Genomic DNA, 22,607 nt, shown 5'->3' with positions numbered 1-22,607 from the left:
GCCTGGTTCACCCTGGTACAGGTGGTATGCCCCCTGAGCGGGAGTATCAGCCGCGGTCGGCCACCGAACTCAGAACCGAGGCCGACTCGGCCGACCAGTCCGAGGTGATCACGCTCGCGTGGTGCGAGGCCAACAGTGCGAGCCGTGCCGCCACTTCCGCGTCCGTCGGGTTCGTGGACGAGATCGCCGGCGAGACGTTCGCAGCGTCCGTCATGATCAGGAAGTAGTGGTTGGCGTCGTACCAGGCGGTGTCGTAGCCGTTGTTGACGTACGTCGCCGCGTCCCCGTCGAAGAACACGAACCACGGGCGGATCGAGGCGTCGTAGCGGCTGGTGCGCGGGTCGCCGTTCGCGGCGCCGAGCACGGCCGGGAAGGCCTGCGCCTCGGCGACCTTCCCCGCCGCGTACAGGTCGTGCAGGTGATCGCCGTACTCCTGGTCCGTCCAGTAGTGGTCGAACGGGTTGGCCTGCTCCACGGTGCCGGGAATCAGCTCGAAGAGGAACTTGCCCTTGAGCGAGTCGCGGGAGGGCCAGGCGTTCGCCTTGGCCGCCGCGTCCAGGGAGGAGTACGTCCCGCCCAGCAGGTCGGCCGGCTTGTACACGCTGCTGCCGAGTTTCTGCGACACCAGTGTGTCGAACTCGTGCGGGCCGAGCCCCGCCTTGGCGTTGAAGCCGACCTTCATCTCGACCTTGAACACGATCGGCGGGTGGTCGGGGTGGAGCTGGTTCCAGGCCGCGATGTTGTCCAGGCAGCTGCCCAGGTCCTGGTTGCGGCTCTTGCTGTACAGCTCACCCGGGTTCTTCGCGGCCTCGCAGTTGTTGTCGTTGCCGAGCGGGTTGCTGTGGCTGACCCGCCACCGGTGGGTCAGGCTGTCCACGTACACGTCCAGTTCGAGCAGCGAGGCACCGGAGTCCAGCGCCTGCGCGAAGTAGGTGTACTTGGCCTTGTCATAGGCGTTGTGCGTCCCGATCGTGGTCGCATCGGCGAACGTGGACCCCGCCGCATGCGCGTTCCCCCCAACGCCCATCACCATCACGGCGGCACCCAGCAGCGCCGCCACGCGTCTCATCACTCGCACGCCAACTCCCTTTATCTGTAGTCGAGTTGACGGCAGCCTAGAAGCGCGGGATTACTGCGCGGTAGCCCCAGGGGGAACATCGGCCCCGCGCCTCGAGGCCGCCGTCCGCCGCGCAGCCGCGTGCGGAACGCATCCCGGAGTCACCCTGCACAAGTGGGTGCAGTCCAAGGGCGAGCGCACCATGGGCTACTTCACTCGTGCGGACATCCCCTACCAGTACGCCCTGGCCGACGCCTTCACCCTCTGCGACGGCTACTTCTGCTCCCTGAACGGCCCCACCGACCCCAACCGCCTCTATCTGTGGACCGGCACCGCGGGCCCCGGCGTCGACGGCACCACCGGCCCGTGGACCGACAACACGCCTGTCACGGGCAACCCGGTGGCCGACTGGACGACGTACGCCGAGCGTCTGGAGAAGGCCGGCGTCACCTGGCGCGTCTACCACAACCCGGACGGCTCCGACGACCGGTACGGCGACTACGACGACAACGCGCTGTCGTACTTCAAGCAGTTCCACGAGTTCCCCAAGGACGACCCGCGCTACATCAACGCCATGACGAAGTGGGACCTCACGGCGTTCGACAAGCACTGCAAGGACGGCACCCTGCCCACGGTCTCCTGGCTGGTGGCGCCCTACCTGTTCTGCGAGCACCCGAACGCCGGCCCCGACTACGGCGCCCACTGGGTCAACACCGCGCTGCAGTCGCTGTTCTCCAACCCCGAGGTGTGGAAGCACACCGTCTTCCTTCTGATGTACGACGAGAACGACGGCTACTTCGACCACGTCATCCCGCCGTTCCCCGAGCCGGGCACCAAGGACGAGTTCGCGAACGGCAAGCCCATCGGCCTGGGCAGCCGGGTGCCGCTGTGGGTGGCGTCGCCGTGGTCGCGCGGCGGCTGGACCAACTCCCGGGTGTTCGACCACACGTCGGTGCTGCGATTCCTCGAACGCGTCACCGGTGTGCAGGAGCCCAACATCTCCGACTGGCGGCGCACCGTCTGCGGCGACCTCACCAGCTGCTTCGACTTCACCAGGCCCGACTACAGCATCCCCGACCTGCCCGACACGGTCGCCCTGATGGCCAAGGCCGACGCCGGCAACTCCCTGCCGGCGGTGAAGATCCCCGACCAGCAGTCCATGCCCGTGCAGGAGGAGGGCACGCGCCCGCGCCGCGCGCTTCCCTACCGGCCGTGGGCCGATGTCACGGTCGACCGCGCCACCGGCAAGGTCACCTGCACGCTCACCAACCAGGGCAGTGTCGGCTACCACTTCACCGTGCTGCCGAACACCGCCCTGCCCTTCACCGGCACCCCGTTCACGGTCGCGCCGGGCGCCTCCCGCACCTATGTGTGGGACGCCACGGCCACCGACGGCCGCTACGACTTCTCCGTGTACGGCGCCGACGGGTTCGTCCGCCGCTTCTCCGGCACGGTGGTCCGCGAGGGCCAGAGCGATGTGGCCGTGCCGTCGGTCACCGCGACCCTGCGGCACCCCGGGCGCCCGGAGCACGCGACGGTGGAACTGGACCTGCGCAACGCCGGCGGCACCGAGGTGGCCTTCACGATCACGCCGAACGACTTCGCCGGCGAGGAACAGACCCTGTGGGTCAAGGCCGGCGGCCACACCCGGCTGACGTGGCGCACCGAGGACGGACGCTACGACGTCACGGTCTCCGCGGCGACGGGCACCCGCTTCGCCCAGCGCTACGCCGGGACCGTCCACGCCGCGTGAGCCACCGCCCGGGGGACCGGCCGTGGGCCATGGGCCGCAGCCCACGGCCGGTCCCCCGGGCAGTGGATGCCGGACCACCGCGAGCGGAGGGCTCTGTGGGTATCGAGCCCTCCGCTCGCAGTGCCTGTGCGAGATCAGACCGAGGCCGCGAGACGGGGCTCTCAGCGCTTGGTGGTGCTGTTGAACAGTGAGCGTGACCAGACGTAGCCGACCACGGTGATGCCGGCGCACCAGGCGAGCGAGATCCAGGCGTCGTTGCCGATCGCGGAGCCGGAGAGCAGGCCGCGCAGGGTCTCCGTCATCGGTGTGAAGGGCTGGTTCTCGGCGAACCAGCGCAGGCCCGGCGACATCGAGTCGGCCGGTACGAACGCCGAGCCGAGGAACGGCAGGAACTGGATCAGCAGCGGCTTGTTGCTCGCGGACTCGACGGTCTTGGAGATCAGACCGAGGGCCACCGACAGCCAGGTCACCGCGAAGGCGATGGCCGTGAGGAGGCCGGCGGCGGCCAGCCACTCCAGCGGGGTCGCCCCGGACCGGAAGCCGACGGCGAGCGCGACGCCCACGACCGGGACCATGCACACCATCGTCTGGATGACACTGCCGAGGACATGCCCCGTCATGAACGACGAGCGCGTGATGTTCATGGTGCGGAAGCGGTTGATGATGCCCTCGGTCATGTCGGAGCAGACCGCGATCGAGGTCGACATCGAGCCGGCGGCCACTCCCATGATGATGATGCCGGGAGTGAGGTATTTCACGTACGTGTCCCGGCCGCCGCCCATGCCTGCGCCGATCGAGTCACCGAAGGCGTACACGAACAGCAGCAGCATCAGGATCGGCATCATGGCGCTGCCGAGCCCCACGGACGGATAGCGGATCGCGTGCTTGAGATTGCGCCGCAGCATCGTCGTCGAGTCGTGCACGGCGTAGGTGAGGGTGCTCATCGCAGGGTCTCCTTGACGTGGAGCGGGGAGGCGGTGGTGCTCTCGCCGGTCAGGGTGAGGAACACGTCGTCGAGGTCGGGGGTGTGCACGGAGAAGTCGGCGGCCCGGATGCCGACGGCGTCGAGCCGGTCGAGCAGGGCGCGCAGCGCGTCGAGGCCGGCGTCGCCCGCCACGCGCAGCGCGAGGTTCTCGTCGTCCCGGGCCGCGCCGGGGAAGGCGGCCGCCGCGCGCTCGTACTCGGCGGACTCGGTGAACCGCAGCCGTACGTGGCTGCCGGGAATCTGCGCCTTGAGCTCGTCGGCGGTGCCCTCGGCGACGATCCGGCCGCCGTCGAGCACGGCGATCCGGTCGGCCAACTGGTCGGCCTCCTCCAGGTACTGGGTGGTGAGGAAGACGGTGGTGCCGCCCGCGACCAGCGAGCGCACCGTGTCCCACATGGTGCGGCGGCTGCGCGGATCGAGCCCGGTCGTCGGCTCGTCCAGGAAGATCACCTGGGGGTCGCCGACCAGCGTCATGGCGAGGTCGAGCCGGCGCCGCATACCGCCGGAGAAGGTTGCGGCCCGGTTCCTCGCCACGTCCGCGATGCCGAACCGCTCCAGCAACTCCTTGGTCCGGGCCTTGCCCTCACGCTTGCCCAACCGCAGCAGGTCGGCCATGAGGAGCAGGTTCTCCTCGGCGGTGAGCAGGTCGTCGAGCGCGGAGAACTGCCCGGTGACGCCGATCGCGGCGCGCACCCCGTCCGGCGACGTGGCGACGTCGTGGCCCGCGACCTGGGCCTGCCCGCCGTCGGCGGCGATGAGCGTGGACAGGATCTGCACGGTGGTGGTCTTGCCCGCGCCGTTGGGCCCGAGCAACGCGAACACGGACCCGGCCGGGATACGCAGATCGATGCCGTCGAGCACGGTCTTGTCACCGTACGACTTGCGCAGACCGATGGTGGAGACGGCGGCGGGCTGTGAACCGACATCCTGACTGGACGTGGGCATGACAGTAGAGCGCATGGAGTTCTCCCGTTCGAGGGCTGAGGCGACTGGGGAGTGGGCGAAAGCGACTAGGGGGTGGGTGAGTCGGCGGGGCCGGTGCTCAGGGCCGGGCGCGGCGGACGTCGATGTTGCCCCAGCGGGTCCGGGCGCGGACCTCGACGGTGTCCTCGGTCTTGTCCGGGGCCTCGGTGGCGGCGATCGCGTTGCGCACCTGCCCGCGCTCGGAGCTGACGTCGAGCCAGGCGGCGGTGCCCTCGCGGACGCCGACCTCGATGGCGCCGTACGAGGTCTCCAACTGGACGGTGCCCCGGGAGACTTCGGCGACGCGCAGGTTGCCGTGGGCGGTGGTGGCGGTGACCGAGCCCTGGGCGCGCGTGACGTCGATGTCGCCGTGGGCGCCGCTCACCCGCAGGTCGCCGGTCACGGTGCCGACGACCGTGGTGCCGTGCGAGTTCTTCAGGACGGCGGGGCCGTCGACGGTGCCGACGCGCAGGCTGCCGGAGCTGGTGGTGATCTCGGCTGTGCCCTCGACCCGGTCGACGGTGATCGAGCCGTGGGAGACGGTCAGCTTGAGCGGCCCGGTCGCGTCGAGGCGGACGTCACCGACCGAGGTCTTCACCCGGACCTCGCCGAGCCGGCCCTCGCCCAGCACCTGGATCCAGGAGCCGGTCATGTCGACGCGCGAGCCCGCGGGCAGGTCGACCGTCACATCGACGGTGCCGCTGGGCCCGATGAAGGCTCGCTCCTTCGTCCTGACGGTCAGGACGCCGCTCGCGTACGTGACCTCGGTCTGCTCGGCGGCCCGTACGTCCTTGCCCCGCTTCGGGCTGCCGGGCCGTACCTCCACGACGGTGTCGCGGCGGTCGCTCGTGGTGAACCGGATGGAGCCGGCGCCCACGTGGGCGGCGACCGAAATCGGTTCGGGAGTGTCGAAAGCAGGCATGGCTGTGCCGTCCTCATGAGTCCTTGGGGCGTCCCTGCAGGTGGGACGTGGTGTGGGTGAAGTGCCTTGCGGAAGCGGGCGCGGGCGCGGTCAGCGCACCCAGCCCGTGAAGCTCTGTCCGACGGTGCTGGTTCGCTGCGTGGTACGTGGTGGCTGCGCACCGCCGTCGACCGCGGCCGACACTGCCCGCACCAGCCACGCGTTGACCGACAGGCCCTCGCGGCTCGCGGCCTCCTCGGCGCGCACCTTGAGGTGGGCCGGCAGCCGCAGATTGACGCGGGCGGTGCCGCCCTCGTCGACCTCGGCGGGCGCCGGTGCCTTGAGCGGTTCGACGGGCGGGGCGGCCGTCTCCGTCGGGCCGCTGCCGACGGGCGGCAGTGTCACCACGAAGTCGGGGTCCAGACCGCGCAGCCGTACGTCGACCGAGCCGGGGGCGAGTTCACGGGTGATCTCGTCCATCGCGGCGGAGAGCACATTGAGCATGGTCAGACGGGTCGCCGACTCCAGAGGAGCGGTGAGCCGCTCGGCCAGCTCGCGGGCATCCTCCCCGCCGGCTTCGGCGGCCACCGCGAGTGCACGGCGGAGGGTGTCGACATACGGGGTGAGGTCCATGACGCCATAATGGCACCACGATGGCGCCATGTGCAAGCCCCGGTGGTGCACCCTGGGGTGGGCCGGCTTGAGGAAAATTGCCCTGAGCTGTGGAAACGCATCGTGACGCCATGCAGGCTCATGCGTTCATTTGGGCCCGGAATGGCACCACATGACGCCACGTGACGCCACATGGTGCCAAGTGGTGCCACTCGGTGCCGTGTGATGCCGCAGGGGCGGGACATCAACAGAGAACCCCGGCGGTCGCCTTCCCGCCGGGGTTCTTCAACGCTGCACAGGTCTTCCGGCCGGCCTCAGCACTCGATGATGTCCACCGCGCGGCCGCCCCGGGCCGTCTCCTTGTACTTGGTCACGCTTGCCGCGAGTGCGATCAGCTCTTTGACCTGCGGATTCGGCGTCACGTTCTTGATCCGCTCGGCTGCGGGGGGAGTTCGGCGACCGATGCCGGTGTGCGAGTCGGCGGCCGGTCGGCCCGTCGGCGAACTTCATCAGGGGTGACGCCGCCGTAGCCAGACCGGGATCAGGTCGAGGCGACGGAGGCCGCGACGGGGATGGGGAGGTCGCCGCTCTCCAGGGTGATGAGCTGGTCCGGGGTGGGGTCGGATAGCTCGTCGGCGCCCCACACCGTCATGTCGTGCAGGCCGCAGTCCGGGCCGTCCACGGTCACCGCGGGCCGGTCCCCGGGAGGTGCGGCCAGGATGACGCTGCCCCGGCCGTGCTCCGCCGTCAGCACGACCGCGCGGTCGAGGACCAGGGCCTCGGTCCAGGTGCCGGGGGAGATCACGACCAGGTCGCCGGGCGCGGCGGCGCGCACCGCGTCGGCGATGCGGTGGAAGGCGCCCCGGCCGCCCTGTCCTTTGGGTGCCACGGTGTGACGGGTCATGTTCGGATCCTTCTGCTGAATCATCTGCGGGAGCCGCTGTCGCGCCCGGCTCCGGCCTGCTGTTCTTCTGTCGTCTCGCCCGCACCTCTCGTCATGTCTACGTCGACTTCGGCCCCTGGTCCTCGGATGACGACGTGGGGTGCGGCTGCTGCGAGCTGTACCGGTCCGGGTTGATGTGGGCACGGAAGGTACCGGTCAGGTACACCGACTGGATCGTCTTTTCGAAGATCTTGAAGGGCAGCTGGAGCCAGAAGTCCATGAAGCCCTGCGATACGGCGGCCCCAGCCGCGGAGCTCGGTGAGCGGGCCGCGGAAGTCGTACTCGTTGCCGGTCAGCCGCATCCGGCCGAGCATGTCGCTTTCGAAGACCAGGCCGCTGTCGGTGCGCTGCGCGACGAGGTCGCCGTTCCCGGTGTAGCGGTTCCACTGGCCGCGCCAGACGTCCGTCTCCAGGAAGCCGCCGTCGTCGGCCACACGCTGCCGGACCACCGTGCCGTGGTCGTACTCCTTCCACACCGAGTACGGGGTGACGCCCTCGCCCCCCCGCGTACTCGCGCACGCGCACCGGGCCGCCGGAGTGCACTGGGGTCTCGCGGACCACGACGGTGGTGGGGGTGCCGTCCGGGCCGGGCAGCGAGAGCTGGTCGCGGAAACGGCGGGCTCCGGGGGTCCACCGGTCCTGCCAGGCCCTGCCGTCCCACCAGGTGCGGATCTGCTCCTGCCCCGGGGCGACCCGGATCCCTTCTCGGTTGAACTCGGCGGTCGGCACGGGCCACGGCCGACACATACCGTGTCCGGCCCGGCGATCGCAACCACCGCACAGTCAGGGCCTGTTTCCCTAGCACTCGATGATGTTCACCGCGAGCCCGCCCCGCGCCGTCTCCTTGTACTTGACGCTCATGTCCGCCCCGGTCTCCTTCATTGTCTTGATGACCTTGTCCAGGGAGACCTTGTGGGAGCCGTCGCCGCGCATCGCCATGCGGGCCGCCGTGACCGCCTTGACCGCCGCCATGCCGTTGCGCTCGATGCACGGGATCTGGACCAGACCGCCGACCGGGTCGCAGGTCAGGCCGAGGTTGTGCTCCATGCCGATCTCGGCCGCGTTCTCCACCTGCTCGGGGGTGCCGCCCAGGACCTCCGCCAGCGCGCCCGCCGCCATCGAGCAGGCCGAGCCGACCTCGCCCTGGCAGCCGACCTCCGCGCCGGAGATGGAGGCGTTCTCCTTGAAGAGCATGCCGATCGCGCCCGCGGCGAGCAGGAAGCGGACCACGCCGTCCTCGTCCGCGCCGGGCACGAAGTTGATGTAGTAGTGCAGCACCGCCGGGATGATGCCCGCGGCGCCGTTCGTCGGGGCCGTGACCACCCGGCCGCCGGCCGCGTTCTCCTCGTTCACGGCCATCGCGTAGAGGGTGATCCACTCCATCGCGCGGGCCAGCGGGTCGCCCTCGGCACGGAGCTGACGCGCGGTGACGGCCGCGCGGCGGCGGACCTTCAGACCACCCGGCAGGATGCCCTCACGGGACAGGCCGCGGGTCACGCAGCCCTGCATGACCTGCCATATCTCCAGCAGGCCCGCACGGATCTCCTCCTCCGTGCGCCAGGCCCGCTCGTTCTCCAGCATCAGCGAGGAGATCGACAGACCCGTCTCCCTGGTCAGGCGCAGCAGCTCGTCGCCGGTGCGGAAGGGGTACTTCAGCACCGTGTCGTCGAGCTTGATGCGGTCCGCGCCGACCGCGTCCTCGTCGACGACGAAGCCGCCGCCGACCGAGTAGTAGGTCTTGGTGAGCAGCTCGGTCCCCGAGGCGTCGTACGCCCACAGGGTCATGCCGTTCGCGTGGTAGGGGAGCGCCTTGCGGCGGTGCAGCACCAGGTCGTCGTCGAAGGAGAACGCGATCTCGTGCTCGTCGAGCAGCCGGAGGCGGCCGGACTCCTTGATGTCCTCCACCCGCCGGTCGGCGCCCTCCACGTCCACCGTGCGGGGCGAGGCGCCCTCGAGGCCCAGCAGCACGGCCTTGGGCGTGCCGTGGCCGTGGCCGGTGGCGCCCAGGGAGCCGTACAGCTCGGTGCGCACGGAGGCGACCGATTCCAGCAGCGCCTCGTTGCGCAGCCGCAGGGCGAACAGGCGTGCCGCGCGCATCGGGCCGACCGTGTGGGAGCTGGACGGGCCGATGCCGATCGAGAACAGGTCGAAGACCGAGATGGCCACGGGTACTCCTCAATACGGGGGTGGTGCAGGGGCCGGCCGGGCACCGCGCTTCTCTCCAGTGTGCGCGGTGCCGGCCGAAGGGTGACTTACCGGGCGAGACCCGGGTACAGCGGGTGCTTGTCGGCCAGGGTCTTCACCCGGGCCTTGAGTGCATCGACGTCGTAGGACGGCTTGAGCGCCTCGGCGATGACGTCCGCGACCTCGGCGAAGTCCTCGGCCGTGAAGCCGCGGGTCGCCAGGGCGGGCGTGCCGATCCGAAGGCCCGAGGTGACCATCGGGGGGCGGGGGTCGTTCGGGATCGCGTTGCGGTTGACCGTGATGCCGACCTCGTGCAGACGGTCCTCGGCCTGCTGGCCGTCCAGCTCGGAGTTCCGCAGGTCGACCAGGACCAGGTGCACGTCGGTGCCGCCGGACAGCACGTCCACGCCCACGGCCCGGACGTCGTCCTCGACCAGGCGCTCGGCCAGGATGCGAGCGCCCTCCAGCGTCCGCTGCTGCCGTTCCTTGAAGTCCTCGCTCGCCGCGACCTTGAAGGCGACCGCCTTGGCGGCGACCACATGCTCCAGGGGACCGCCCTGCTGACCGGGGAAGACCGCGGAGTTGATCTTCTTGGCCAGCTCGGCCGTCGAGAGGATCACGCCACCGCGGGGGCCGCCCAGCGTCTTGTGGGTGGTGGTGGTGACCACGTGGGCGTGGGGGACCGGGTTCGGGTGCAGACCCGCCGCGACCAGACCGGCGAAGTGCGCCATGTCGACCATGAGGTACGCGCCGACCTCGTCCGCGATCCGGCGGAAGGCGGCGAAGTCCAGCTGCCGCGGGTACGCCGACCAGCCCGCCACGATCAGCTTCGGGCGGTTCTCCTTGGCGAGGCGCTCGACCTCGCCCATGTCCACGGTGCCGTCGTCGCCCACGTGGTAAGCGACCACGTTGTAGAGCTTGCCGGAGAAGTTGATCTTCATGCCGTGGGTCAGATGGCCGCCGTGCGCCAGGTTCAGACCCATGATCGTGTCACCGGGCTGGAGCAGCGCGAACATCGCGGCCGCGTTGGCCTGCGCACCCGAGTGCGGCTGCACATTGGCGTGCTCGGCGCCGAAGAGCGCCTTGACGCGGTCGATGGCGATCTGCTCCACCACGTCGACGTGCTCACAGCCGCCGTAGTAGCGGCGGCCCGGGTAGCCCTCGGCGTACTTGTTGGTGAGGACCGAGCCCTGGGCCTCCATGACCGCGACCGGGGCGAAGTTCTCCGAGGCGATCATCTCGAGGGTGGACTGCTGGCGGTGCAGCTCGGCGTCGACGGCCGCGGCGACCTCCGGGTCGAGCTCGTGCAGGGGGGTGTTCAGAAGTGACATGGATGCGGTTCCTCAGCTGCCGGAGAACTCGGTGTACTCGTCCGCGGTGAGCAGGTCGGAGGGCTCCTCCGACACGCGCACGCGGAACAGCCAGCCGCCCTCGAAGGGGGCTGAGTTCACCAGCGACGGGTCGTTCACCACGTCCTCGTTGACCTCGGTGACCTCGCCGGAGACCGGGGAGTAGAGGTCGCTGACCGACTTGGTCGACTCCAGCTCGCCGCAGGTCTCGCCCGCGCTCACCGTGTCACCGACCTCCGGGAGCTGGACGAACACGACATCGCCGAGCGCGTTGGCCGCGTGCTCCGTGATGCCGACCGTCGAGACGCCGTCCTCGGCGCCCGACAGCCACTCGTGCTCCTTGCTGTAACGCAGCTGCTGGGGGTTGTTCATGGCCTGAATTCTCCTGTACGCGCGGGAGTGGTGGTGAAGGGGGACTGCTGAGAAGCTCGTGAGCAGGCCGCACGGGGCGGTGCGACGTCCGGCCCGGGCCCAGTGTCTACTTCTGGCGCTTGTAGAACGGCAGCGCCACGACCTCGTACGGCTCGTGGCTGCCCCGGATGTCCACCGCGACCCCGGCGGTGCCGGGCGCGGAGTGCGCGGCGTCGACGTACGCCATCGCGATCGGCCGGCCCAGCGTGGGGGAGGGCGCGCCGGAGGTGACCTCGCCGATCACCTCGCCGCCGGAGACGACGGCGTACCCGGCCCGCGGCACCCGCCGGCCCTCGGCGACCAGGCCGACCAGGACGCGCGGCGGGTTCTGCGCGGCGCGCTCGGCGGCCTCGTGGAGCGCCGCGCGCCCCACGAAGTCGCCCTCCTTCTCGAACTTCACGACCCGGCCGAGACCGGCGTCGAAGGGGGTCAGGGAGGTGGTCAGCTCGTGCCCGTACAGCGGCATGCCCGCTTCCAGGCGCAGGGTGTCCCGGCAGGACAGACCGCAGGGGATCAGGCCGACCGGCGCCCCCGCCTCGGTCAGCGCCTGCCACAGCTTCTCGGCGTGCTCGGGGGCGACGAACAGCTCGAAGCCGTCCTCGCCGGTGTAGCCGGTGCGGGCGATCAGCGCCGGGACGCCCGCGACCGTGCCGGGCAGGCCCGCGTAGTACTTCAGGCCGTCCAGGTCGGCGTCGGTGAGGGACTTCAGGATGCCGGGGGACTCGGGGCCCTGGACGGCGATCAGCGCGTAGGCGTCGCGGTCGTCGCGCACCTCGGCGTCGAAGCCGGCGGACCGCTCCACGAGCGCGTCCAGCACCACCTGGGCGTTGGAGGCGTTGGCGACGACCATGTACTCCCGCTCGCCGAGCCGGTACACGATCAGGTCGTCGAGGATGCCGCCGTCCGCCTGGCAGATCATGGTGTAGCGGGCACGGCCGACGCCGACCGAGCCGATGTTGCCGACCAGCGCGTGGTCGAGCAGCCGGGCCGCGTCCGGGCCGGTCACCGTGATCTCGCCCATGTGCGAGAGGTCGAAGAGGCCCGCCTTCGTCCGGACCGCGAGGTGCTCGTCGCGCTCGGAGCCGTACCGCAGGGGCATGTCCCAGCCGGCGAAGTCGGTCATCGTCGCGCCCAGCGAACGATGCAGGGCATCGAGCGCGGTACGGCGCAGGGGGCTGCTACTGCTCATCGGTTGTGCTCCCAGGGCGATGGGGTCCCGGCGCGCGAACGAAGCCGGGCGCAGGGGGAGGGCGAGGTCGTTTCCTCCCCATCTGTCATCGGAACCTGAGAGGTTCGCCATGACCCCGCGGGGCGGGTCGTCACGGCTTGCACCTTGGGTGGAGCCACCTGAAGCGGCCCGCTTTCCAGATGTGCCTCGCCCGCGCGGTATCGGGGCCTGAGAGATTCAAGGGAGGGACTTGCTCCTTCGGCGCCCGGGCGGACGTACGGCGACGTACGGACCCGGAACTCTCCCGCGCGGATTCAAGCGGCCGGTATGCAGTTGGCGGGCACATCATTGCACGCCTTGTCCGATCATGGCAGGGCCGTATCCGTGACCGGCTTGTGGCGCTACGGCGACGCGACCACGAGACACCGCTCATTACCTTCTCTTTACACTCGACGGGGACGGGACTTCCTGACCCCCAGGGGAGGACGATCACGGTGGACAGGACGACGGCGTACGCGACGATCTCGGGCATCGCGGTGCCCGCCCAGCCCGGATCCCCGGCCCGTCGGGCCCGCGATGAACCGCGGGCGGCGGCGGGCACCCGGGTCCGTGATCTACGAGACCGGGCGGGCCGGGGCCCCCGGGGGCTCACCTTCCGGGCGGGCGACGTCGTCGTGATCACCGGGCTGCCCGGCAGCGGCAAGTCCACCCTCATGCGCCGGGCGGTGCGGGGTGCGCGGATCGACTCCCAGGACGTCCGGGACCGCTGGGACGAGCGGCTGTCCCGCTTTCTGCCGTACGCGGTCTACCGCCCCCTCGTCCGCCTCGCCCACTACGCCGGCCTGCGCCGCGCCCTGCGCGCCCGCACCGGGGTCGTCGTCCACGACTGCGGTACGCAGACCTGGGTGCGCGCCTGGCTGGCCCGCGCGGCCCGCCGCCGCGGCGGCGCCCTCCATCTGCTCGTGCTCGACGTCACCGCGGACACGGCCCTGGACGGTCAGCGCGAGCGCGGCCGGGGCGTCTCGCGGTACGCGTTCCTCAGGCACCGCCGGGCCACCCGGCGCCTGCTGGGCTCCGTCGCAGGGGGAACCGTCCCCGACGGCTGCGGCTCGGTGGTCCTCCTGGACCGGGAGGCGGCGGACGTCCTGCACCGGATCGACTTCGCGGACTGAGACGGGCGCCGGGGGCGGAGGCGGACGTCGTGGACCGACCCCGCGAACACACCCCCCGCACCCGTTAGCCTTTCGGTCCTCAGCAGTGGTTTCTCAGCTCTTTCGCAGGCGGTGGCAGATGGACTTCCCGGCGGATCTTCCCGCGGACTTCCCCGCACAGACACACCCCCATCCGCACGGCGGATGGCCGGGCAACGAACTGGAAGAGGTGCTCTCCGCCTCGCTCGGCGTCCCCTCGGCCGGCGGCCGGATCGTGGAGGTCCTCGGCCGCAGCTTCCTGTGGGTGCCGCTGCCGAGCGGCGGAGGCCCGCAGAGCGGCCCGCTCGACCTGCCCACGCTGGAGATCGAGGGGCAGGCGTATGTACCGGTGTTCAGTTCGGAGGAGCAGTTCCGCCAGGTCGTCGGCAACCACATGTCGTACACGATCGCGCCCGCCGTCGAGTTCGCCCGCGGGCTGCCCCCGCAGGTCGGCATCGCGGTCAACCCGGGCGGGCTGGTGGGCGTGCCGCTGCCGCCGGCCGCGGTGGCCGAACTGTGCCGCGGCGGGCGCACCGAACTGGACGGTCCGGTGAGCGGCGGACGGGTCCGGCTCTTCGAGCCCGACTGGCAGGACGACCCGGTGGACTTCCTCTCCGCCGCGTCGGCCGAGTTCGCTGCGACCGGGGTGGTGCTCACCGCCCGCCGCTGCCTGGCGGCGATCGAGACCGCCGACCCGGTGATGTTCATCGGCGTCGAACTCACCAACGGGGAGGCCGACATACGGACGCTTCCGCTGGACGCGCTCGGCCGGGCGCTCGGCCGGGTCCCGGTGGGAATGCCCGTGAACATGGTGTTTCTGGATGTGGCGCAGGACCCGGTCGGAGAGTGGCTGCGGGGGCAGGTGCGGCCCTTCTACCAGCACGGTTACTGAACCGCCCGGAAACGCGGCGCGCGCTGCCGTGACGATGTGGGGTGGCGCGCGTCGGGGTGCTGTCAGTATGGCGCCTTAACCTGGTTTCATGGCCGGGGCGGAACACGCCGGTTTCCGGCACGGGGCGGGGGCCCGCCCCCGGCACGGCCGCGGGGGAGTGCGGTGTCCCGCGGACAGGGGAGAATGGCTCGGTCGGGGTGACGCGGCTGAAATCCGTGCGCCACGCACCGAAGACCTCCGTCGGGGTTGTCAGGTTTGTCGTGAAGGGGCGGTAGAGGGTGAGCGCGTCGGGCACGGCCGCGGCCGGACAGGTCGAGCAGATGCTGCGCCAGGTGACGCCCGGGCGTTACGACGCCTACGAGGCGCTGCTGCGCGTGCTCGCGACCCCTTCCTCCGGTCAGGTCTGGATGCTGCTCTGGCACGGCCAGGCCGGCTCGCCGGACGCCCAGTACGGAAACATGCACGTGAACGGACACGGCTACGCGCCCTGCGTCACCTCCGCCCAGGAACTCTCGGCCAGCGGCTGGAACCGCTCGTACGAGGTGGTCGACGCCCTCGACGCGGCCCGCACCCTCTATCCCGACCACTACGGCCTGTGGCTGAACCCGCACGCGCCGGGAGGCGGCGTCGGCATCCCCTGGCTGGATCTGCGCCGTATCGCGACCGGTCTGGAGCGCCAGCCCGCCGGTCCGCTCCGGCTCACCGAGCCGGCCATCGAGATCCCGCAGTTCTACGCCGTCCTCACCCAGAACGCGCATCGCACGTCCGCGGTGCGCTCGCTGCGCCGCGCCTGGGTGCAGCCCGCCGTCGGCGCCCCCTACCTGGCCATCGGCCTGGACGTCTACGACACCTCGCCGCCCGCCGTCGACTCGGTGCGCGCGATGATGCAGCAGTCCGTCGTGGCGGTCCCGGAGGGGCTGTCCGTGTCGACCGTGGCGATGTCCGACGAGTACGACCCGGTCGCGATGTGGCTCCGCGCCCGCGCCCGTCCCTTCTACGACCGGGAGGCCCACGCCGCACCCGCCCAGGCTCCGGCGGCCGGGGGATACGGGTATCCGCCGGTGCGTGGGGCGTACTGAGTCCGGAGTGAGCCGGGCGGGCCCCCGGACCGTCTCGGATTTCGCATCAACTCCCGTGGCAGGAGCGCCTCTTCGCGCGTAGATGCAGGAGATAGATCCAAATCTTGTGCGGTCTGCCCCGGTTGGCGGGCGTCCGCACCCCGTTACCCATCGTCCGGATAACGGAATCCCCTTATGCGTGTCACGTTTGCGCATCCTTTCATCGCCAAGTCTGGCAACTGATCGCCAAAGCGTTGAAGACTCCCGCTTCAAGGGGTTCCACCCCTGTGTACGACGGACTGATCATGCCGCCACAGCGGCAAGTGCGGGCCGGTCACCGCCGGTTGAGAGGGGTCCCTGCCAGATGACGGCACCATTGCACGAGCCGACCGCGGAAGCGGCACCGAGTGCTGCCGAGGAAGCGGCCGTAGCCAGTGCTGACGCGAAGGCTGTACAGGGACGTTCCCTGGGCCGTATCGCCTGGGAGCGCCTCAAGCGGGACAAGCTCGCCCTTGCGGGCGGCATCGTCGTGCTGGTGCTGATCCTGGTGGCGGCCCTCGCCCCCGTGATCACGAGCCTGATCGGGCAGGACCCCGACGCGTACCACGAGAACCTGATCGACCCGCTGTTCGGCACGCCCACGGGGTCCCTGGGCGGCATCAGCGGTGACCACCTCCTGGGTGTGGAGCCGGTCAACGGACGCGACATCTTCGCCCGCATCGTCTACGGCGGACAGATCTCGCTTCTCGTGGGCTTCCTGTCCGCGCTGGTCGCGGTCGTCCTCGGCACCGTTCTCGGCATCCTCGCCGGCTTCTTCGGTGGCTGGGTCGACTCGGTCATCAGCCGGGTCATGGACGGTCTGCTCGCCTTTCCGCAGCTGCTGTTCATCATCGCGCTGGTCTCGGTCATGCCGAACCAGATGCTCGGCCTGTCCGGCACGGGCGTGCGCATCTTCGTGATGATCCTGGTCATCGGGTTCTTCGGCTGGCCCTATGTGGGACGTGTGGTGCGCGGCCAGACGCTCTCGATGCGTGAGCGCGAGTACGTCGAGGCGGCCCGCTCCCTCGGTGCCGGCCGGTTCTACATCCTGTTCAAGGAACTGCTGCCCAACCTCGTGGCGCCGATCATCGTGTACACGACGATGATGATCCCGACCAACATCCTCACCGAAGCGGCGCTCAGCTTCCTCGGCGTGGGCGTGAAGCCGCCCACGGCCTCCTGGGGTCAGATGCTCTCGAACGCGATCGACTACTACGACTCGGACCCCATGTACATGGTGGTCCCCGGTGTGGCGATCTTCATCACCGTGCTCGCCTTCAACCTCTTCGGTGACGGCGTGCGTGACGCGCTGGACCCCAAGGGCTCCCGCTGAACTGCCGTACCCCCAGCGACCCGTGGCATCACACGGGGTCTCTCATCTATCCGGAGGATCCGAGATCGTGACTACCCAACGCACCTCAGGGCGGCGTAAGCAGGCCATGGCCGCTGCCGCGGTGGTCGCCGCGCTGCTGACCACGGCGGCGTGCGGCGGCGGTGATGGCAACGGCGGCGGTTCGAAGAACGGCGCGGCCGGCTTCGACGCGGCGAACAACAAGGTCGCCCAGGCCTCGCTGGCCAAGAAGGGCGGCGAGCTGAAGTTCGCCAGCGCGCAGGACGCCGACTCGTGGGACACCACGCGTGGCTACTACGGCATGGCGTGGAACTTCATGCGCTACTACAGCCGTCAGCTGGTCACCTACAAGACCGAGCCGGGCCAGGCGGGCGCCGAGGTGCAGCCGGACCTCGCCACCGACATGGGCAAGGTCTCGGATGGCGGCAAGACCTACACCTTCACCCTGCGCGACGGCCTCACCTGGGAGGACGGCAAGCCGCTGACCGCCCAGGACGTCAAGTACGGCATCGAGCGCCAGTGGGCGCAGGACGTCCTGTCGGGTGGTCCGATCTACCTGAAGAACGTGCTCGACCCCAAGAACGCGTACAAGGGCCCCTACAAGGACACCGCCAAGGACCACCTGGGCCTGAAGGCGATCGACACGCCCGACGCGAAGACGATCGTCTTCCACCTGCCGGCGCCCAACTCGGACTTCCTGCAGATGATCGCGCTGCCCTCGGCCTCCCCGGTCCGCCAGGACATGGACACCAAGTCCAAGTACGCGCTGCACCCGTTCTCCTCCGGCCCGTACAAGTTCCAGTCGTACGACCCCGGCAAGGACCTCGTCCTGGTCCGCAACACCAACTGGAAGCAGTCCTCGGACCCGGTCCGCAAGGCGTTCCCGGACAAGATCAGCATCAAGTTCTTCACCAACGCCAACGAGATGGACCAGCGCCTCATCGCCGGCGACTACGACCTGGACCTCAACCAGACCGGTATGTCGCCGCAGGGCCGTACCGTGGCGCTGAAGCAGCACAAGGGCAACCTGGACAACCCGGTCTCCGGCTACGTCCGTTACGCGGTCTTCCCGCAGAGCGTGAAGCCGATGGACAACATCCACTGCCGCAACGCCGTGATCTACGGCGCGGACCACGTGTCGCTGCAGACCGCGCGCGGTGGCCCGATCGCCGGTGGCGACATCGGCACCAACATGCTGCCGCCGTCCGTGCCGGGCGCCGAGGGCCAGAAGTACGACCCGTTCCAGATCGCCGGCGCGAACAAGAACGGCAACGTCGCCAAGGCCAAGGAAGAGCTGAAGGCCTGCGGCAAGCCGAGCGGCTTCTCCACCACCATCGCCGTGCGTAACAACAAGCCGGTCGAGGTGGCCACCGCCCAGTCGCTCCAGGCGTCGCTGAAGAAGATCGGCATCAACGCCCAGATCGACCAGTACGACGGCTCGCAGACCACCGGCATCATCGGTAGCCCCGACAACGTGAAGAAGAAGGGCTACGGCATCATCATCATGGGCTGGGGCCCGGACTTCCCGTCCGTCCAGGGCTACGGTCTGCCGCTGTGGAACAGCTCGTACATCACGCAGAGCGGTAACAACAACTACGCCCTGATCAAGGACAAGACGATCGACGGGCTGTTCGACCAGTACACCAAGGCGACGGACCCGTCGAAGCAGACCGAGATCGCCACGCAGATCAACCACAAGGTCATGGAGGGCGGCTACTACCTGCCCTTCACCTTCGAGAAGTTCATCAACTGGCGCTCGAACCGGCTGGCGAACGTCTACACGACCAACGCGTACAGCGGTCAGTACGACTTCGTCAACCTGGGCCTGAAGTCCGCGAAGTAAACCCGGCACACCCGCCGAACGGCACGAAAGGCAGGTGAAGGCCGGCGCGGCGTGACCGCGGGCCATCGGAGGACCTCCGGTGGCCCGTGGTCCGCAGCGGGCCGTTAGCTGTGCTCGCTTACCTCATCAGGCGGCTGATCGCCGCCGTAGTGATGCTCGTGGTCATCATCGTGGTGGTCTTCGGCATCTTCTTCCTCGTCCCCAAGTGGGCGGGCGTCGACGTGGCCACGAGCTTCGTGGGCAAGCAGGCGGACCCGGCAGCCGTCGAGGCGGTGCGCGAGAAGCTGGGTCTCAGCGACCCGATCTACTCCCAGGTCTGGGAGTTCTTCAAGGGCATCTTCGTGGGCCGGACCTACTCGGGCGGCGGGGATGTCACCCACTGTGCCGCGCCGTGCTTCGGCTACTCCTTCCGCAGCGAGCAGGCCGTCTGGCCGGTGCTGACCGATCGCTTCCCGGTCACCCTGCAGCTGGCGCTCGGCGCTGCCATCCTGTGGCTGGTCTTCGGTGTCGCCGCGGGTGTGCTCTCCGCCCTCAAGCGGGGCAGCCTGTGGGACCGCGGTGCGATGGTCGTCGCCCTCGCGGGTGTCTCGCTGCCCATCTACTTCACCGGTCTGCTCAGCCTGGCGATCTTCGTCTTCGGACTGAACTGGATCAAGGGTGAGTACGTGCCCATCGGGCAGAGCTTCACGGGCTGGTTCGGCGGCATGATCCTGCCGTGGATCACCCTGGCGTTCCTCTACGCGGCCATGTACGCCCGGATCACCCGCGCCACCATGCTGGAGATCCTGGGCGAGGACTACATCCGCACGGCCCGCGCCAAGGGCCTCAAGGAGCAGGTCGTCATCGGCAAGCACGCCATGCGTTCCACCATGACGCCCATCCTCACCATGCTGGGCATGGACCTCGGCGCCCTCATCGGCGGCGCGGTCCTGACCGAGACCACGTTCAGCCTGCCCGGCCTCGGCCAGAAGGTGCTGGACGCCATCAAGAACCAGGACCTGCCCTTCATCCTGGGCGTCACCCTGATCACCTCGATCGCGGTGATCGTCGCCAACCTCGTGGTGGACTTCCTGTACGCCGTGATCGACCCCCGAGTGAGGCTCGCATGACCGAACTCAGCAAGACCGGATCGGCGGTGGGCGAGCCCACCGGCGGCTCTCCGGCGCCCAGCGCGTTCCTCGAAGTACGCGATCTGAAGGTGCACTTCCCGACCGACGACGGCCTGGTCAAGTCCGTCGACGGGCTCAGCTTCCAGCTGGAGAAGGGCAAGACCCTCGGCATCGTGGGCGAGTCGGGCTCCGGCAAGTCGGTGACCTCGCTCGGCATCATGGGCCTGCACACCGCCGGCCAGTACGGCAAGCGCAAGGCGCGGATCTCGGGCGAGATCTGGCTGGACGGTACCGAGCTGCTGTCCGCCGACCCGGACCACGTACGCAAGCTGCGCGGCCGTCAGATGTCGATGATCTTCCAGGACCCGCTGTCCGCGCTGCACCCGTACTACACGATCGGCCAGCAGATCGTGGAGGCGTACCGCATCCACCACGACGTCGACAAGAAGACCGCCCGCAAGCGGGCGATCGACATGCTCGACCGTGTGGGGATCCCCCAGCCGGACAAGCGGGTGGACAGCTACCCGCACGAGTTCTCCGGCGGTATGCGCCAGCGCGCGATGATCGCGATGTCGCTGGTCAACAACCCCGAACTGCTCATCGCGGACGAGCCGACGACCGCCCTGGACGTGACCGTCCAGGCGCAGATCCTCGACCTCATCCGGGATCTGCAGAAGGAGTTCGGCTCCGCGGTCATCATCATCACCCACGACCTGGGTGTCGTCGCCGAACTGGCCGACGACATCCTGGTGATGTACGGCGGCCGCTGCGTCGAGCGCGGTCCGGCCGAGAAGGTGTTCTACGAGCCCCGCCACCCCTACACCTGGGGCCTGCTCGGCTCGATGCCGCGTCTGGACCGCGAGCAGCAGGAGCGCCTGATCCCGGTCAAGGGCTCCCCGCCCTCGCTGATCAACATCCCGTCCGGCTGCGCGTTCAACCCGCGTTGCCCGTACGCGGACATCCCCAAGGACAACGTCACCCGCACGGTCCGCCCCGAGCTGACCGAGGTCGGCGGCAAGCACTGGGCCGCCTGCCACATGTCGCAGGAGCAGCGGGAGCGGATCTGGATCGAAGAGATTGCGCCGAAGCTGTGAGCGAGAACACAGAGGACAAGGCAGTGAGCATCCCTGCCCAGAGCGACGGCGCCGAGGACAAGGCCTCCGGCACGGCCACTCTCGACCAGGACGCCGCTCCCGGCGAGGTCCTGCTGAAGGTGACCGGGCTGCAGAAGCACTTCCCCATCAAGAAGGGCCTGCTCCAGCGGCAGGTCGGGGCGGTGCGCGCGGTCGACGGCCTCGACTTCGAGGTGCGGGCCGGTGAGACCCTCGGTGTCGTGGGCGAGTCGGGCTGCGGCAAGTCGACGATGGGCCGACTGATCACCCGGCTGCTCGAACCGACCGCCGGCAAGGTGGAGTTCGAGGGCAAGGACATCACGCACCTCGGGGTGAGCGGCATGCGTCCGCTGCGCCGCGATGTGCAGATGATCTTCCAGGACCCGTACTCGTCGCTGAACCCGCGTCACACCATCGGCACGATCGTCGGCGCTCCTTTCCGGCTGCAGGGCGTCGAGCCCGAGGGCGGCATCAAGAAGGAGGTGCAGCGGCTGCTGTCGGTGGTCGGGCTCAACCCCGAGCACTACAACCGCTACCCGCACGAGTTCTCCGGCGGTCAGCGCCAGCGCATCGGCATCGCCCGGGCGCTGGCCCTGAAGCCGAAGCTGGTCGTCGCCGACGAGCCGGTCTCCGCGCTGGACGTGTCCGTCCAGGCGCAGGTCGTGAACCTCATGGACGACCTCCAGCAGGAGCTGGGGCTGACGTACGTGATCATCGCGCACGACCTGTCGGTCGTCCGGCACGTCTCGGACCGGATCGCGGTGATGTACCTCGGCAAGATCGTCGAGCTGGCCGACCGCGACTCGCTGTACAAGGCGCCGATGCACCCGTACACCAAGGCGCTGATGTCGGCGGTGCCGATCCCGGACCCGAAGCGACGGAACGTCAAGAGCGAGCGCATCCTGCTCAAGGGTGACGTGCCCTCGCCGATCTCCCCGCCGAGCGGGTGCCGCTTCCACACGCGGTGCTGGAAGGCGACGGAGATCTGCCGCACCACCGAGCCGCAGCTCCTGGAGCTGAAGCCCGGCCAGCGCGTGGCCTGCCACCACCCGGAGAACTTCGAGGACCAGGCCCCGCAGGACACCGTGCTGCTGTCCGACGCCAAGGAGGCGGCGGAGCTGGTGCCGGACGCGGTGCTGGAGGAGTCGGCGGAGACGTCGGCGGCGGTGGCCGCGGAGGTTCAGGCGGAGGCCGCTGCGGAGGAGACCGCGGAGACCACCGAGGCGGCTGCCGAGGAGTCGGCGGAGGCCGCTGTGGTGGAGACCACCGAGGCCGCTGTCGAGGAGTCGGCGGAGGCCGAGTCCGCCGAGGCCGAGGAGACGGCTGCCGAGGAGCCGGCCGAGGCTGCCACGGAGGAGCCCGCGGAGGCCGCTGCGGAGGAGACCCCGAAGGCCGAGGCTGCCTCCGAGGAGACTCCGGAGGCCGAGGCCACGGGCACCGAGGAGTCGGCCGGGACCGCCTCCGAGGAGCCCGCGGAGGCCGCCTCCGACGAGACCCCGGAGTCGTCGGAGTCTGAGAAGCAGTCGAAGACCGAGGGCGGGAAGTAGCGAGCGGAACAGCCGCTGTCGCACTCACGGGTATGCCCCGGTGACCGGAGAACGGTCACCGGGGCATACGCGTTTCGTCAGGAGCAACGCGAGGGATGGCACATGACGGATTGGTAAAGTCATGTACATGCCCTTAGGGG

At 69.6% G+C, this 22,607-nt stretch carries 20 protein-coding genes and 1 riboswitch; of the genes, 9 read left to right on the top strand and 11 right to left on the bottom strand.

What is annotated here, in order from left to right:
• Positions 1 to 46: 46 nt before the first annotated feature.
• Positions 47 to 1,069: a phosphatidylinositol-specific phospholipase C domain-containing protein gene (locus ACFY2Z_RS16650; RefSeq protein ID WP_390744874.1), complete on the bottom strand. Its 1,023-nt coding sequence runs from the start codon at positions 1,067 to 1,069 to the stop codon at positions 47 to 49.
• 166 nt (positions 1,070 to 1,235) lie between these two features.
• Here ACFY2Z_RS16650 and ACFY2Z_RS16645 point away from each other — a divergent pair, with 166 nt between their 5' ends.
• The gene (locus ACFY2Z_RS16645) at positions 1,236 to 2,810 is read left to right on the top strand and encodes an alkaline phosphatase family protein (protein WP_390744873.1); all 1,575 of its coding nucleotides are present in this window, start codon (positions 1,236 to 1,238) and stop codon (positions 2,808 to 2,810) included.
• A gap of 161 nt (positions 2,811 to 2,971) precedes the next feature.
• On the opposite strand, the gene ACFY2Z_RS16640 is transcribed toward ACFY2Z_RS16645, so the two are convergent.
• The 10 genes from ACFY2Z_RS16640 to gcvT all read right to left on the bottom strand — a co-directional run bounded on the left by ACFY2Z_RS16640 (position 2,972) and on the right by gcvT (position 12,347).
• Positions 2,972 to 3,754: an ABC transporter permease gene (locus ACFY2Z_RS16640; RefSeq protein WP_390744872.1), complete on the bottom strand. Its 783-nt coding sequence runs from the start codon at positions 3,752 to 3,754 to the stop codon at positions 2,972 to 2,974.
• Positions 3,751 to 4,740, bottom strand: a complete 990-nt coding sequence (locus ACFY2Z_RS16635; protein ID WP_390744916.1) for an ATP-binding cassette domain-containing protein — start codon at positions 4,738 to 4,740, stop codon at positions 3,751 to 3,753. Before ACFY2Z_RS16635 ends, ACFY2Z_RS16640 begins: the two co-directional genes overlap by 4 nt.
• Before the next feature lie 97 nt (positions 4,741 to 4,837).
• Positions 4,838 to 5,680 carry a DUF4097 domain-containing protein gene (locus ACFY2Z_RS16630; protein ID WP_390744871.1) on the bottom strand — a complete coding sequence of 281 codons (843 nt, stop codon included), beginning with the start codon at positions 5,678 to 5,680 and terminating at the stop codon, positions 4,838 to 4,840.
• A gap of 90 nt (positions 5,681 to 5,770) precedes the next feature.
• Positions 5,771 to 6,292 (bottom strand): hypothetical protein, encoded by a 522-nt coding sequence (locus ACFY2Z_RS16625; protein ID WP_390744870.1) that lies wholly within the window; start codon positions 6,290 to 6,292, stop codon positions 5,771 to 5,773.
• Between the two features lie 520 nt (positions 6,293 to 6,812).
• Complete coding sequence (locus ACFY2Z_RS16620) at positions 6,813 to 7,175, bottom strand: hypothetical protein (protein WP_390744869.1); 363 nt, start codon at positions 7,173 to 7,175, stop codon at positions 6,813 to 6,815.
• Positions 7,176 to 7,272: 97 nt separating this feature from the next.
• Complete coding sequence (locus ACFY2Z_RS16615; protein WP_390744868.1) at positions 7,273 to 7,434, bottom strand: hypothetical protein; 162 nt, start codon at positions 7,432 to 7,434, stop codon at positions 7,273 to 7,275.
• Between the two features lie 578 nt (positions 7,435 to 8,012).
• On the bottom strand, positions 8,013 to 9,380 hold the full coding sequence (locus ACFY2Z_RS16610) for an L-serine ammonia-lyase (protein ID WP_390744867.1): 1,368 nt from the start codon (positions 9,378 to 9,380) through the stop codon (positions 8,013 to 8,015).
• A gap of 86 nt (positions 9,381 to 9,466) precedes the next feature.
• Entirely contained in the window at positions 9,467 to 10,729 is a 1,263-nt protein-coding gene (glyA, locus tag ACFY2Z_RS16605; RefSeq protein WP_390744866.1) for a serine hydroxymethyltransferase, read from the bottom strand.
• Positions 10,730 to 10,741: 12 nt separating this feature from the next.
• Positions 10,742 to 11,119, bottom strand: coding sequence for a glycine cleavage system protein GcvH (gene gcvH, locus ACFY2Z_RS16600; RefSeq protein ID WP_311695112.1), 378 nt, complete (start codon positions 11,117 to 11,119; stop codon positions 10,742 to 10,744).
• Positions 11,120 to 11,225: 106 nt separating this feature from the next.
• Complete coding sequence (gcvT, locus tag ACFY2Z_RS16595) at positions 11,226 to 12,347, bottom strand: glycine cleavage system aminomethyltransferase GcvT (protein ID WP_311695111.1); 1,122 nt, start codon at positions 12,345 to 12,347, stop codon at positions 11,226 to 11,228.
• A 185-nt stretch (positions 12,348 to 12,532) separates the two neighbouring features.
• Positions 12,533 to 12,643: riboswitch (glycine riboswitch) on the bottom strand.
• A 171-nt stretch (positions 12,644 to 12,814) separates the two neighbouring features.
• Here gcvT and ACFY2Z_RS16590 point away from each other — a divergent pair.
• The 8 genes from ACFY2Z_RS16590 to ACFY2Z_RS16555 all read left to right on the top strand — a co-directional run bounded on the left by ACFY2Z_RS16590 (position 12,815) and on the right by ACFY2Z_RS16555 (position 22,467).
• Positions 12,815 to 13,498 carry an AAA family ATPase gene (locus tag ACFY2Z_RS16590; RefSeq protein WP_390744915.1) on the top strand — a complete coding sequence of 228 codons (684 nt, stop codon included), beginning with the start codon at positions 12,815 to 12,817 and terminating at the stop codon, positions 13,496 to 13,498.
• A 118-nt stretch (positions 13,499 to 13,616) separates the two neighbouring features.
• Positions 13,617 to 14,408: an enhanced serine sensitivity protein SseB gene (locus tag ACFY2Z_RS16585; protein WP_390744865.1), complete on the top strand. Its 792-nt coding sequence runs from the start codon at positions 13,617 to 13,619 to the stop codon at positions 14,406 to 14,408.
• A 278-nt stretch (positions 14,409 to 14,686) separates the two neighbouring features.
• Positions 14,687 to 15,487, top strand: a complete 801-nt coding sequence (locus ACFY2Z_RS16580; RefSeq protein ID WP_390744864.1) for an enhanced serine sensitivity protein SseB C-terminal domain-containing protein — start codon at positions 14,687 to 14,689, stop codon at positions 15,485 to 15,487.
• Positions 15,488 to 15,830: 343 nt separating this feature from the next.
• Complete coding sequence (locus ACFY2Z_RS16575) at positions 15,831 to 16,838, top strand: ABC transporter permease (protein WP_390744863.1); 1,008 nt, start codon at positions 15,831 to 15,833, stop codon at positions 16,836 to 16,838.
• Between the two features lie 67 nt (positions 16,839 to 16,905).
• A complete protein-coding gene (locus tag ACFY2Z_RS16570) occupies positions 16,906 to 18,699 on the top strand; it encodes an ABC transporter substrate-binding protein (RefSeq protein WP_390744862.1) in 1,794 nt (597 codons plus the stop codon).
• Between the two features lie 110 nt (positions 18,700 to 18,809).
• On the top strand, positions 18,810 to 19,808 hold the full coding sequence (locus ACFY2Z_RS16565; protein ID WP_355904674.1) for an ABC transporter permease: 999 nt from the start codon (positions 18,810 to 18,812) through the stop codon (positions 19,806 to 19,808).
• Positions 19,805 to 20,902 (top strand): ABC transporter ATP-binding protein, encoded by a 1,098-nt coding sequence (locus ACFY2Z_RS16560; RefSeq protein ID WP_390744861.1) that lies wholly within the window; start codon positions 19,805 to 19,807, stop codon positions 20,900 to 20,902. Before ACFY2Z_RS16565 ends, ACFY2Z_RS16560 begins: the two co-directional genes overlap by 4 nt.
• 23 nt (positions 20,903 to 20,925) lie before the next feature.
• Complete coding sequence (locus ACFY2Z_RS16555) at positions 20,926 to 22,467, top strand: ABC transporter ATP-binding protein (protein WP_390744860.1); 1,542 nt, start codon at positions 20,926 to 20,928, stop codon at positions 22,465 to 22,467.
• The last annotated feature ends 140 nt before the right edge of the window (positions 22,468 to 22,607 follow it).

Source organism: Streptomyces sp. NPDC001222 (genome assembly GCF_042896945.1).
GTDB lineage: Bacteria > Actinomycetota > Actinomycetes > Streptomycetales > Streptomycetaceae > Streptomyces > Streptomyces gibsoniae.
The sequence above is the reverse complement of the archived record's forward strand: the minus strand, read 5'-3'. Positions and strand labels throughout refer to the sequence as shown.

Excerpts from the sequence above, each read along its gene's own strand:
- ACFY2Z_RS16620 (WP_390744869.1), bottom strand. The coding sequence starts at position 7,175 with ATGACCCGTCACACCGTGGCACCCAAAGGACAGGGCGGCCGGGGCGCC.
- glyA (WP_390744866.1), bottom strand. The coding sequence starts at position 10,729 with ATGTCACTTCTGAACACCCCCCTGCACGAGCTCGACCCGGAGGTCGCC.
- ACFY2Z_RS16615 (WP_390744868.1), bottom strand. The coding sequence starts at position 7,434 with ATGGACTTCTGGCTCCAGCTGCCCTTCAAGATCTTCGAAAAGACGATC.
- ACFY2Z_RS16575 (WP_390744863.1), top strand. The coding sequence starts at position 15,831 with ATGACGGCACCATTGCACGAGCCGACCGCGGAAGCGGCACCGAGTGCT.
- ACFY2Z_RS16635 (WP_390744916.1), bottom strand. The coding sequence starts at position 4,740 with ATGCCCACGTCCAGTCAGGATGTCGGTTCACAGCCCGCCGCCGTCTCC.
- ACFY2Z_RS16560 (WP_390744861.1), top strand. The coding sequence starts at position 19,805 with ATGACCGAACTCAGCAAGACCGGATCGGCGGTGGGCGAGCCCACCGGC.
- ACFY2Z_RS16585 (WP_390744865.1), top strand. The coding sequence starts at position 13,617 with ATGGACTTCCCGGCGGATCTTCCCGCGGACTTCCCCGCACAGACACAC.
- ACFY2Z_RS16630 (WP_390744871.1), bottom strand. The coding sequence starts at position 5,680 with ATGCCTGCTTTCGACACTCCCGAACCGATTTCGGTCGCCGCCCACGTG.
- ACFY2Z_RS16640 (WP_390744872.1), bottom strand. The coding sequence starts at position 3,754 with ATGAGCACCCTCACCTACGCCGTGCACGACTCGACGACGATGCTGCGG.
- ACFY2Z_RS16650 (WP_390744874.1), bottom strand. The coding sequence starts at position 1,069 with ATGAGACGCGTGGCGGCGCTGCTGGGTGCCGCCGTGATGGTGATGGGC.
- gcvT (WP_311695111.1), bottom strand. The coding sequence starts at position 12,347 with ATGAGCAGTAGCAGCCCCCTGCGCCGTACCGCGCTCGATGCCCTGCAT.
- gcvH (WP_311695112.1), bottom strand. The coding sequence starts at position 11,119 with ATGAACAACCCCCAGCAGCTGCGTTACAGCAAGGAGCACGAGTGGCTG.
- ACFY2Z_RS16625 (WP_390744870.1), bottom strand. The coding sequence starts at position 6,292 with ATGGACCTCACCCCGTATGTCGACACCCTCCGCCGTGCACTCGCGGTG.